Here is a 12,777-nt window from a genome sequence, read left to right on the forward strand (position 1 = left end):
TGGATAAGAAGACTACCATAGATTGGCAGTTCTCATGCGAGTCTGCCAGAAATACGCTCAATCGGCACTATTCGCACGTTAATCCAAATAATATAAAATATAAAAAAACTAATTAAACAAGGTACTAGCTTTGACTTTCTAAGTTTTCAGCCTATTGAATCCAAATCACTTCAAAACTTAAAAAGTCTATGCCGCTTTAGCACTTATTTCCCTGCTTCTAGTTTTGACTTTCTAAGTTTTCAGCCTATTGAATCCAAATCACTTCAAAACTTAAACTTAGAAAGTCTATGCCGCTTTAGTACTTACTTCCCTGCTTCTAGTTTTATTTTTTTCAAATCTTCTTTTTGGTCGTCTCGCAAAGTAGGATACTTAATACCTAGCTGCTCCAAATAAGTCTTATACTTGGTAGGGTCATAATAATACTTCGAAAGTTCGGGCTTGAATTTGTTCATTATCTCACGGTTAAGATATACAGCGGGCATTTCTTTGGGCGAAATCAAAGGCGTGTATTGCATTTCTTTGGTTTGCTCATTTTTATAATAATCCCACGCATCCTTGATAATCTCAGGCTTGAGCAACATATCAATCAAAGTCATCGCCTCGGCTTTGGCACCATACACTACTCCTTTGTGCGCAATGGGCGTCGCCATAGAAATGGCATTGGACCAGTGGTGGCCTGGCAATCCGGGGATATTGGAAGGATAGCGAAGTACAATCGTTGGCAATGACCAAGAAATATCGGCAATATCATCAGAACCACCACCTATCGACATTGCCTGCCCGCCCATCATACGGGTAGGTGAGTCAGCAGGGAGGCCGATTGTATCCACTTTCGTTGCTAATCCCGAAATTTTAGGGGCTTGGAGTTCTTTTTGGGAAGCCATTGCTAGCATTTGGTCTTCTTCTGACCAAGTGGGCAAACCTACCTTTTTGATGTTTTGATACATGGCTTCAGCAATAGGCTTATTGAAATGCCCCGGCCAAGCCGAGCCCAAGATTTCGTAAGTAAACTTGGTATCTGTCATCATAGCAGCTCCTTCCGCAATTTTGACCCCAATGTCAAACAATTTCTTAATTTTTGGATAAGAACGTTCGCGGAAATAATACCAAACGGCGGCTTTGGAAGGAACTACATTGGGCTGGTCGCCACCGTCAGGAATCACATAGTGTGAGCGTTGAGTAACTTCTAAGTGCTCACGGCGAAAATTCCAACCTATATTCATCAACTCGACCGCATCCAACGCACTTCGTCCGCGCCAAGGCGCACCTGCCGCGTGGGCAGCGGCTCCTTCAAAATTAAACCGCACCGACACCAAACCGTTGTTGCCCGCATCACCATACGAAACGCCTAGGTTATTGCCAACGTGCGTAAAGATACAAGCGTCCACATCTTTGAAGTAGCCATCACGCACATAAAATGCTTTAGCTCCCACCAATTCCTCGGCGACTCCCGGCCATAAGACCAAGGTTCCGGGGAGTTTTTCGCGCTCCATTATTTCTTTTACGGCCAAAGCCGAAATGATATTCAACGCCTGCCCAGAATTATGCCCCTCACCATGTCCCGGCGCACCCACCACAATCGGGTCTTGGTAAGCTACGCCCGGTTTTTGGGACGCCTTAGGAATACAATCCACATCCGAGCCAATCGCTATTACGGGCTTTCCACTTCCCCACTTTGCCAGCCATGCCGTAGGCATATTGGCAATGCCACGCTCAACGGTAAAACCATTTTTTTCGAGCAAGTCGGTCAGATAGCGATAGCTTTCTACTTCCTGAAAACCCAGTTCAGAAAAGCTAAAGAGCATGTCGTTGATTTGTTGTCCCAATTGGGCGCGTTTTTCAACTCCCGCCGCCGCTTCTTGTTTGAGTTTTTCGAGGCGGGCTTGTTCAGGTGTAAGTTTGGGAGATTTTTTGGACTGTGCTCCGCTGATTGAACACATTCCTACCAACACTAGTAAGGTGTAGAGCGTTTTTTTCATAGTTTAGGTTGACAAGTGTAAAAAAATCGTAACAACCCAAAAATACAAAAAAACAAACTATAGTGGCTACACGTAGGAGGTAAATTTAACTAAACCAACTTCTTTTTATTACCAACTACTCAATAGATTCGACATAGGCAAGGTTTGAAAATCAAACTTTGCTCGTTCCATCCAAACTATTCTTTCTCTTTGTGTTTTTATACCATGTTTTTTGAGAAACATTTTATATCCATCATCTTGAGGTTCTACACAAATCACTGTTTTAACTTGATTTGCCTTTAGCAATTTTATCCTAGTTTCCTCAATTATTTGGCCATCCAGATAATACCGAGGCGATGTACCTACTTCTATCTCCATACCGATTGCCTGGTAATTTTCTCCTTTTGGGGTTCTAAAAACCAACATATCTTTTATTTCAGCCGTTTTCGTCTTTACTTTTACTCTTTCAAAAAACAAACCTTTGTTGGATTTCTTTAGAATCTCATTAAAGTTTTCATACGTATTTTGCCAAACGGCTTTTTCACCTTGTATACTTAGTGGAGGCTTTTCGCTTTTTTTCTGAGTACCAAACGCTTTCAAATGTCCTTTCTTTTTCAACGCTTTAGTCCAATAGGTGCCTACTTCTATCGATACTTGACGAGTAATCTTATTAGCTCTAATAGTAATAGGCTCGTCAAATCTTTCTGGTTTTTCTGCACTCCCAAAATCCGTAAAATGACGCAATGAATCTAAAATCAATGCATAATAGAAGCCAGATTGTTGATTATTTTCCAACTCTATGTCAATTGCAGCCAACTGACCATCACTCTTATATATTTCATTGGAAAAGCTCAGCTTAAACCCCTCCTTTTCAAAGTATTCTGCTACTTTGTCGAAGGTTACCTTCTTTATTTTATCTGGATAAACTGTATATAACAATTCATCATTATTGATTTTGAGAATAGAAGATATATTCACAAATGTATTGATTTGATGCACTTTTGAAGAAGCAGATGTGCGGCTGATTTCTAAATCTTTATCACCATAGCATAGTTTAATATAGGGCTGTTTAGTAGGTAGCATAATACCAATATCAATATAACCACCGAGGCTCCCTATGGCCCTAGCCTCTTCCATATCAATGACCTCAGGCGTAGAAACTTGCTGATTACGGAGATTTTTTACGGCAAGCCCTACCTTTGCTAATTTACCTTCTTCATCCGCCGATTGTTGGGTGACTACTATCTCATATCTCCAACGTTTCGAGATCCGTTGATTGACGGCCTCAATGTCTTTTAGATTGAATGAATGAGGATTGACCAAATAATAAATCATACCACTCGGTAATACGCACAAATCATTCAAACTCACATCATAGCGTTCCCAGCGCCCTTTGGTGTGTTTATGTTTTTGGTCATAATACGCCCATACATGTTTGTCATGCACTCTTAAAGAAGATTTTTGCTCTACTTTCTTGGGAGATACTTCTAGTTTCTGAGAGGCAGTTACTTCTTTATATACAGTCACTTTCTTGCGAATACCAAACGACAACACACCGATAACTCCTAGCGGCAACAGCACCGCGTATAATGCTTTTTTGATGGCAGTAGTTGGTTTTTGAAATATGAAATAAATTCGTTTGCTAACGGGATGCTTGCCAAAACTATTTAACAAGGGCAAAGATGACGGCGAAGCAAGTTTCAATATCAAATGCGCGTACGATTTAGCCTCCCACTGCCCAACCATGTATTTATCAACTTCGTATTCGTGGGTTTCTAAAAGAGCTTTCTTGTAAAGCAAAGTAACCGGATTGAACCATAAAATTGCTTTGGTAATTTCTACGACCAAAATATCTAGTGAATGCAAGAGTCTGGTATGCGTTCGTTCGTGCATTAAAATGTACTGAATCTCTGTAGGAGTTAATACACTAGAATTGAGAAAAACAAGACCAAAAAAAGAAGCACCTGCGGGAATACTCGTCACCTCAACCCACTCATCATTCCGACTTCCCTTTGTGTACATTATCATTATATGAAAAAGTCGTTTTCCCAAAAGTCCCAACATGCAAATCATTCCCAAAAAGTATAATGCTACAAGCCATTCTTGCCACGAAATCAAGTTTAGAATATCTTGGGTATAAGGAACTTCTGAGAGTTGGTCAACAGGCTCCATAATTACCTCAGGCTTCACTATTTCATCCCGCCCAGTTTCATCCAATACATAGGAAGATGGTTCAATCGGCATTACTTCTACGACACGTTTATGCTCTAGCGGTACCCATGGAATACTAAAACTCAACCCCAACCCAAGCAGCAAGTAAAAGCGATTTAGTCTATGAAAAGTAAAGCGTCGAAGCATTCCATAATAAACCATATAAAACACCGCCAAACTTATGGACACTTTGAGCAAATAGATGAGCAGCATTTTATTGGTTGTTAATAAATTGACGAAGTTTTTCGAGTTCGGCAGCGTCTAATTTGTGGTCGTTGACCATAAACGACAGCAGACTTGCAGGTGAATTGTCAAAATAATTGGCTAATACTTTTTGGAAAGTCAGTTTGCCATATTCTTCTTTCGAAACCAACGGAAAATATTCATACGTCTTTCCATAAGCTTTGAATCCAACATATCCTTTCTTTTCCAGAATTCTTACCACCGACGAAATCGTATTGTAGGGTGGTTTTGGCTCATCATCTAAGCGCTCGATGATATCTTTTACAAAACATCTCTCCAAATCCCAAATGATTTGCATGATGCGTTCTTCGGTACGTGTAAGTTCTTCCATGACACAAACATATAACGTATTTTTCAGTTACAAAACTTATTTTTCAGTTTTAATTTTAAAATCTAAATAATCATCTAATAACCAACCTTTTATGAAATTTACTTTATATTAATTCAACAATTATTTGAAATATAGGCCTGAATAACGTGAGGTATCATCCTCCTTTTTAAGCCTTTAAAATCAATTCTTTATTCATTTCAATTTTCATTGACAAAAACCCTCACAAATTGGTTTTGCTTCTTATCTTTGGAATATCCTATTCATCATCAATCTCAACAATATGCTTAAAACTCTATTTTTTGTTTTCTTTTTTTACACGTTAAACGTGTATAGCCAAACTGACTATTTTTTCAGTGGCAAAAAATTGAATCCTGCCATTCCTTCCCCTCAACAATATTTGGGCTATGCAATCGGCGATCATCAAACCCGCTACGACAAGCTCGTAGCTTATATGTATGAGCTCGACCGCCTCTCCGACCGAGTCAGTGTGAGTGTCATCGGCGAAACCTACGAGAAGCGTCCTCATTTGGTAGTGATGTTTTCGTCACCTTCCAATATTTCACAACTACCTCAAATACAACAAGAACGAATCAAACTCGTCAACCCTTCCTCACCCATGCCCGACATTTCCAAGATGCCTGTCTTGGTACAATTGGGCGCCAATGTACACGGCAACGAAACCTCTGGCGGCGAAGCCATGATTTTGGCGGCTTATTATCTGGCGGCTTCCGAAGATGAGGATGCAAAAAAGTTGCTCGACAACGCCGTTGTCTTCATCGAACCCGTACTCAATCCCGACGGTAGAGATCGCTTTGTAAGCTGGGTCAACCAAAACAAAGCTACACCACTTGTAGCTGACCCCAACGACCGTGAGCACAATGAAGTATGGCCCGGCGGACGTACCAATCACTACTGGTTTGACCTCAACCGCGATTGGTACCTAGCTGTACATGTAGAAAGCCAGAACCGTCTTAAATTTTATCATCAATGGCTTCCCAATGTCGTTACGGATCATCACGAAATGGGAACCAATGCTACTTTTTTCTTCGAACCTTCCAAAGAAAACGCCGAAAACCCACTGGTACCGGCTTATGTTTACAAAACCCTCAATACCAAATTTGCCAAATACTACGAAAATGCCCTCAATGCGATTGGGTCGCTGTATTATACCAAAGAATCCTTCGACAACCTTTATCCTGGCTATGGGTCAAGCTATCCCGATATTCAGGGCGGATTGGGGCTGCTGTTTGAACAAGCTAGTTCGCGAGGGTACATTCAAGATAGTCAGCATGGCTCTGTAACCTTCGCTTTTACTATCCGTAATCAATTGGTATGTGCGTTGGCCACTTGTCAAGCCGCCGTAGACGAACGCCAAAATCTGCTTAAATTTCAACGCGATTTTTTTGCGAGTGCGGTCAGTGATGCCAACAAACAACCCATCAAAGGATACATCGTAGGCGACAATCAGGATGCGAACAAGCTCAAAAAATTTGCCCAATTTTTATTGTACCATCAAATCGAAAGCTACCAACTTTCTGACAATCTAAACACAGACGGAAAGGCCTTTGAAAAAGGCAAAGCCTTGTTTGTTCCCACGGCACAGCCCCAGTATCGAATGGTGCAGAGTATTTTTGAGAAGCCTACCAAATTTGCCGATAGCTTGTTTTATGATGCCTCGGCTTGGAATATGCCCTTGGCATTTGGCCTTACGCATGCCGAACTCAAAACCCTCCCTGCCAAAAACACCCGCCTTAGCGAAGATTTTCTAAAAACTCCCACTGTCGCCCCTGTTAAGTCTGAATATGCTTATTTGTTGGATTTCTCTGATTTTATGGCTACCAAAGCCCTTTATCGACTATTACAATACAATATCACCACCAAAGTAGCGATGCGTGCTTTCAAAATTGGGGACAAAAACTACGGGCATGGCTCATTGATGATACCCGTACAAGGGCAACGCCTCAACGCTACTACCCTTTTTGAAACAATCAAAGCCATCGGGCAAGAAGCACAGGTTAATTTTGTAGGAATCCCTACTGGTTTTAGTCAAAGTGGAATTGATTTAGGAAGCAACAATTTTCAGAAAGTAAGCAAACCCGAAGCCCTCATCGTAACGGGTCAAGGCGTAGCAAGCTACGAGGCAGGCGAAGTGTGGTATTGGCTTGACACCCACGTAGGAATGCCCATTTCCAAAGTTGACATAGCGACCTTGCCCCGACTCAACCTCAGTCGCTACAACGTCATCGTCATGGTATCGGGTCAATACGACCGCTCCTTGGCTCCCAAAATCAAGCAGTGGGTAGCGAATGGCGGCACGCTCATCACCCTCAAAACCGCCACTGAATGGGCGCTCAAAAACGACATTGCCCACGAAACCCTCCGTATCCGTAATGTATCCGATTCGAGCAAAAGTATTCGTGTCAACTATGAAGATGCGGCCGCCAACGAAGGCTCCCAAAATACGGGAGGCACAATGTTTGAAGCCGACATCGACATCACACATCCGATTGGGTTTGGGTACAAAAACCGAAAAATAACCCTTTACCGAAATGGTAACACGCTATTAGAACCTTCTAAAAACCCATACAGCACCGTAGTACAGTATTCTGACAAACCTTGGCTGACAGGGTATGTTCACCCTCAAACCCTCAAAAAAATCAGTGGTTCGGCGGGTGTGCTCGTCTCACCCGAAGGCAGCGGCCGTACCATCCTCTTTGCCGACAACCCCAATTTCAGAGGTGTATGGTATGGTACCGAAAAGATGTTTTTAAACGCCATTTTCTTTGGGGCAAATATTTCGACGCCTACTCCTTTTGGAGCCAAAGAAGAGTAATATCTTCCATAAATTAGGGTAGATAGTTACTACATCAACAAGCAAAAAAGCTCAGATTTCTCTGGGCTTTTTTAGGTTCTGGACCAGGCTGGGAATTAGCATTGATTATCATTCAATTACTCTTGTTTCAAAACTTGGGTATTATATATGGTATCAAATTCTGATTTTTTTTTGGTATAATTTGCCATTTCAACGCTTACCAAAGCGGTATTTTTAAAAAGTTAAGGGCTTCGGGTTTTTAAAAATACTATGTTTGCGAATTAACAAAACTTATGCCCTTATTTATTAAAAAATCTAAAAGTCGTTAATGAATACAGCTGTCCACAACAAATTAGTATCTTTTATATGGTCCATTGCCGATGATTGTTTGCGCGATGTGTATGTGCGGGGAAAGTACCGTGACGTGATTTTACCTATGGTGGTGCTCCGCCGATTGGATACTCTACTTGAACCCACCAAAGAGGCCGTGATGGAAGAATTGGCCTTTCAGCGAGATGAGGCAGGTTTTACGGAATGGGATGAGAACGGCCTGCGCGATGCATCGGGCTATGTGTTTTATAACATTAGCCCGTGGACATTGCAACGCCTGCACGATACCGCTACCAATAATCAACAAATCCTCCAAGCCAATTTTGAAGAATACCTCAATGGTTTTAGCCCCAACGTCAAGGAAATCATTGATAAGTTTAAACTCAAAAGCCAGGTACGGCACATGGCGGCCAAAGATGTGCTGCTTGATGTACTGGAAAAGTTTACCTCTTCGTACATCAACCTTACTCCTTTTGAAAAGCTTGACCCCGAAGGTCGCAAATTACCGCCCTTGAGCAATTTGGGAATGGGTTACGTGTTTGAAGAACTGATTCGCAAGTTCAACGAAGACAACAACGAAGAAGCCGGCGAGCACTTTACACCCCGTGAGGTAATCGACCTCATGACGCACGTAATCTTTGATCCCATCAAAGACGACCTGCCGCCCGTCATGACCATCTACGACCCTGCCTGCGGCTCGGGCGGGATGCTGACCGAATCGCAGAATTTTATCAAAGACGAAGAGGGTGAAATACGTGCCAAAGGCGATGTGTACCTGTTTGGCAAGGAAATCAACGACGAAACCTACGCCATTTGCAAATCGGACATGATGATTAAAGGAAACAACCCCGAAAACATCCGCGTCGGCTCGACGCTTTCAACGGATGAATTTGCGGGAAAAACCTTTGATTTCATGCTTTCCAATCCTCCCTATGGCAAGTCGTGGGCAAGTGAGCAGAAATACATCAAAGACGGCAAAGACATCATTGACCCGCGTTTTCAAATTACCCTCCGCGACTATTGGGGCAACGAAGAACCTGCCGATGCCACACCGCGTTCGTCGGACGGGCAGTTGTTGTTTTTGATGGAAATGGTCAACAAAATGAAGCCACTCGACAAAAGCCCGCGCGGTAGTCGCATAGCCTCGGTACACAACGGTTCGAGTCTGTTTACGGGCGATGCGGGCGGGGGCGAAAGCAACATCCGCCGCTACCTCATTGAAAACGATTGGCTCGAAGCAATCATTCAGTTGCCCAACAACCTGTTTTACAACACAGGCATCACCACCTACATTTGGGTGCTCTCTAACCGCAAAGCCCCGCTACGCCAAGGCAAAGTGCAGCTCATTGACGCGGGTCAGCTCTATAGGAAACTCCGCAAAAACCTCGGCAACAAAAATTGTGAGTTTGCCCCCGAGCACATCCGCGAGATTGTGAATGTGTATACCCAATTGCTTGAAGTGCAGCGCCCTATCCATCCCGACACGCTGGAGGAAGAACCAGGAATTGCGTCTAAGGTATTTGACAACAGCGATTTTGGCTATTACAAAGTGACCGTAGAGCGCCCCAAGCGCCTCAAAGCACAGTTTAGCACCGAGTGCATTGAAGAACTGCGCTCTGATAAATCCCTGCGCGAACCCATGCAATGGGCCTTTGAGCAGTGGGGTGAAGAAGTATATACCCACCTTGCCCAACACGAAAAAGCTCTGACGGATTGGTGCGAAAAAAACGAGTTGAACCTCAACGCCAAACAACTCAAAACCTTGACTTCGCCCGCTACGTGGCAGAAACAATTGGATTTGCTCACGGCGGCGACGAGCTTGATGCAGGCCATCGGCACCGATGAATACAACGACTTTAATTTTTTCAGGAAAAACATAGACGCCGAGCTGAAAGCCTCAAAATCCAAACTTTCGGCCTCGGAGAAAAATGCCATCCTCAACGCCGTGAGCTGGTACGACGCCACCGCCGAAAAAGTGGTGAAGGGTATTACCAAACTGACGGGCGACAAGCTCGATACCCTCCTCGCGCATTTGGGCTGCGACGAATCCCAATTGGCCGATTACGGCTATTTTGCCACCGACAAAAGAGGCGAATACGTGGAATACGAAACGGAAAGCGACCTGCGCGACACCGAAAACGTACCCCTCAAGGAAAATATCCACGCCTACTTTTTGCGCGAAGTAAAACCCCACGTGGCCGAAGCTTGGCTCAACCTCGACGCTACCAAAATAGGCTATGAGATTAGTTTTAACAAGTATTTTTATCGCCACAAACCCCTGCGCACCTTGGAAAAGGTAACCGAAGATATTTTGGCCCTGGAAGCCGAAAGCGATGGCCTGATTCGGGAGATTTTGGGGCTTTGAATTGGTTATGCCCAATTAAACTCTTTGAATTACTTATGAATTTAGATAAAACCCAAACGGAATTTATTGCTCAAATAAAGCAAAAGGTACGTGATGCTCAGTATGAAGCCCTCAAAGCCGTGAATGTTCAGCTGATTAACCTTTATTGGGAACTGGGCAAAGCCATTGCTCAAAAACAAGCCTTAGGTTGGGGAAAAGCCATTGTACCTACGCTTTCAAAAGAACTGCAAGCGGAATTTCCTGATATGGATGGTTTTTCAACGGGAAATTTATGGCTTATGGCTCAATTTTACACTGAGTATCAACATGATACAAATCTCGTACCAATGGTACGAGAAATTAGTTGGAGCAAACACATTGTTATTTTAAAGAAATGCAAAGACCCGCAGCAGCGACTTTTTTACACGATTTCAACTAAAAAATTTGGTTGGACAAAAGACGTTCTCATTCATCAAATTGAAAATAATACTTTTGAAAAATACCTGCTCAACCAAACCAATTTTGATGATGTACTGCCCGAAAAAATCAAAAACCAAGCCTATTTGGCGGTAAAAGACCACTATAATTTTGAGTTTTTGGAAATGGCAGACCAACACAGCGAATATGAGCTGGAACAAGCCATTTTGAAAAATATCCGAAACTTCCTGATGGAAATGGGAGGCGATTTTAGTTTTATCGGCAACCAATATAAGGTCTATGCAGGCACGAAAGAGTACAAAATTGATTTATTGCTGTTTCACAGAAAACTGCAATCTCTGATTGCCATTGAACTGAAAATCGGCGATTTTGAACCTGAATACAAAGGCAAAATGGAGTTTTATCTATCGGTTTTGAACGATACCGTACGACTCCCCCACGAAAACCCCGCCATTGGAATCATTATCTGTAAAAGCAAAGACCGAACAGTGGTAGAATACGCCCTCAAAACGGCTATTCTACCCATTGGCATTGCCACTTACACAACGAGTAGCCAACTACCGGAAGCTTATAAGGGCCTACTGCCTGCAACCGAAGAAATTACGAAAAAATTAGAATCGTACCTCAATGCAAAATAACCTACCTACCTATACACACTACAAACCCTCCGGCGTCCAATGGCTCGGTGATATTCCTGAACATTGGAAGGTGAAACCTGGGTTTACAATCATAAGCGAACGAAAGGAAAAAAACATTGGACTAAAAATCAACACTGTTCTTTCATTAAGTTATGGAAATGTAATTATAAAACCAGAGGAAAAGTTAACTGGGCTCGTTCCTGAATCATTTGAGACTTACCAAATTGTTTACCCAAATGATATAATAATCAGACCTACAGATTTACAAAATGACAAAACAAGTTTAAGGACTGGATTAGCTAAGAATCATGGAATTATAACGAGTGCTTATATTAACATTTTGGTCAAAGAAGGCAACAACAGTTCGTATTTGCACTATTTCTTCCATTGCGTTGACATTACTAAAGTAATTTATGGCTTAGGTTCTGGATTAAGACAGAATTTAGATTTTAGAGATTTTAAAAGATTTAGCTTTTTAGTTCCGCCTCTCTCCGAACAAACCGCCATTGCCCAATTTCTCGACCGCAAAACAGCGCAAATTGACAAAGCCATTGACCTTAAAGAAAAACAAATCGAACTACTCAAAGAGCGCCGACAAATCCTTATCCACCAAGCCGTTACGCGGGGGCTGAATCCCGATGTGCCCATGAAAGATTCGGGCATAGAATGGATTGGGGAGATACCGGCGCATTGGGAGGTGACTCAAATCAAGAAAATTGCACAAACAACAAGTGGGGGAACTCCACCAAGCGGAAATATTAAGGAATATTATAATGGTCACATACCATGGGTAAGAACAACAGATTTAAATAATGATGAACTTTATGATGTTCCGGAAAAAATAACTGATAAGGCAATCAGAGACACAGCATGTAAAGTTGTTCCGGTAAATACTGTCTGCGTTGCGATGTATGGAGGCCCTGGTTCAATTGGGAAGCACTCCATTTTAAGATTTAGCGCTACACTTAATCAAGCACTTTGTGGCATAATTTCGTCTGAAAAACTGTATTGTGAATTCTTATATTATTATGTAAAATTTTGCAGACCTTACTGGATGATAAATGCAAAAGGTACACGAGTTGACCCTAATATAAGCCAAGATGAAGTGAGAAAAATGTCAATTACATTTCCTCCAAAATCAGAACAAATTGCAATAGCTGAACATATTAAATTCCTTTCTAAAAAAATCGACACGGCCATTGGCCTCAAAGAGCAGGAGATAGAGAAGCTGAAAGAATACAAGGCGAGTTTGATCAACAGTGTGGTCACGGGCAAGGTGAAGGTAACAGAAAACCCCGAGGGGTAGCAATATAATATCACCCCTTCGGGGTTTTCATCATTATCGCAGGGAGTGTACGCTGAACTGTGTCAGGATTTTAGTTTTGCCTTTTCAGCCTCCGAGGTAATTTTCTCTGTCAGCTTGTAATCTATCGCCAAATTTAATGTACAATTGCGACATGGCCAACCCCCAA

Annotated in this window: 7 protein-coding genes; 4 read left to right on the forward strand and 3 right to left on the reverse strand. The window is 42.4% G+C overall.

All coding sequences use genetic code 11. The annotated features are described in order from the left end of the window. Nucleotides 1-302 precede the first annotated feature (302 nt). The 3 genes from P1X15_RS32045 to P1X15_RS32055 all read right to left on the reverse strand — a co-directional run bounded on the left by P1X15_RS32045 (nt 303) and on the right by P1X15_RS32055 (nt 4,743). The gene (locus P1X15_RS32045; RefSeq protein WP_277342189.1) at nt 303-1,979 is read right to left on the reverse strand and encodes an amidohydrolase; all 1,677 of its coding nucleotides are present in this window, start codon (nt 1,977-1,979) and stop codon (nt 303-305) included. A 108-nt stretch (nt 1,980-2,087) separates the two neighbouring features. After that, entirely contained in the window at nt 2,088-4,382 is a 2,295-nt protein-coding gene (locus P1X15_RS32050; RefSeq protein ID WP_277342190.1) for a M56 family metallopeptidase, read from the reverse strand. Nucleotide 4,383: 1 nt separating this feature from the next. Continuing rightward, on the reverse strand, nt 4,384-4,743 hold the full coding sequence (locus P1X15_RS32055) for a BlaI/MecI/CopY family transcriptional regulator (protein WP_277342191.1): 360 nt from the start codon (nt 4,741-4,743) through the stop codon (nt 4,384-4,386). Nucleotides 4,744-5,068: 325 nt separating this feature from the next. Here P1X15_RS32055 and P1X15_RS32060 point away from each other — a divergent pair, with 325 nt between their 5' ends. The 4 genes from P1X15_RS32060 (at nt 5,069) to P1X15_RS32075 (ending at nt 12,611) form a co-directional block, all read left to right on the forward strand. Then, nucleotides 5,069-7,576 carry a M14 metallopeptidase family protein gene (locus P1X15_RS32060; protein ID WP_277342192.1) on the forward strand — a complete coding sequence of 836 codons (2,508 nt, stop codon included), beginning with the start codon at nt 5,069-5,071 and terminating at the stop codon, nt 7,574-7,576. 307 nt (nt 7,577-7,883) lie between these two features. Further along, nucleotides 7,884-10,250: a class I SAM-dependent DNA methyltransferase gene (locus P1X15_RS32065; protein WP_277342193.1), complete on the forward strand. Its 2,367-nt coding sequence runs from the start codon at nt 7,884-7,886 to the stop codon at nt 10,248-10,250. A 35-nt stretch (nt 10,251-10,285) separates the two neighbouring features. Beyond that, nucleotides 10,286-11,305: a YhcG family protein gene (locus tag P1X15_RS32070; RefSeq protein ID WP_277342194.1), complete on the forward strand. Its 1,020-nt coding sequence runs from the start codon at nt 10,286-10,288 to the stop codon at nt 11,303-11,305. Then, nucleotides 11,295-12,611, forward strand: a complete 1,317-nt coding sequence (locus P1X15_RS32075) for a restriction endonuclease subunit S (RefSeq protein WP_277342195.1) — start codon at nt 11,295-11,297, stop codon at nt 12,609-12,611. Before P1X15_RS32070 ends, P1X15_RS32075 begins: the two co-directional genes overlap by 11 nt. Nucleotides 12,612-12,777 lie beyond the last annotated feature (166 nt).

It is taken from the genome of Runella sp. MFBS21, from assembly GCF_029433105.1.
Classification (GTDB): Bacteria; Bacteroidota; Bacteroidia; order Cytophagales; family Spirosomataceae; genus Runella.

Excerpts from the sequence above, each read along its gene's own strand:
- P1X15_RS32045 (WP_277342189.1), bottom strand. The coding sequence starts at position 1,979 with ATGAAAAAAACGCTCTACACCTTACTAGTGTTGGTAGGAATGTGTTCA.
- P1X15_RS32050 (WP_277342190.1), bottom strand. The coding sequence starts at position 4,382 with ATGCTGCTCATCTATTTGCTCAAAGTGTCCATAAGTTTGGCGGTGTTT.
- P1X15_RS32055 (WP_277342191.1), bottom strand. The coding sequence starts at position 4,743 with ATGGAAGAACTTACACGTACCGAAGAACGCATCATGCAAATCATTTGG.
- P1X15_RS32065 (WP_277342193.1), top strand. The coding sequence starts at position 7,884 with ATGAATACAGCTGTCCACAACAAATTAGTATCTTTTATATGGTCCATT.
- P1X15_RS32070 (WP_277342194.1), top strand. The coding sequence starts at position 10,286 with ATGAATTTAGATAAAACCCAAACGGAATTTATTGCTCAAATAAAGCAA.
- P1X15_RS32075 (WP_277342195.1), top strand. The coding sequence starts at position 11,295 with ATGCAAAATAACCTACCTACCTATACACACTACAAACCCTCCGGCGTC.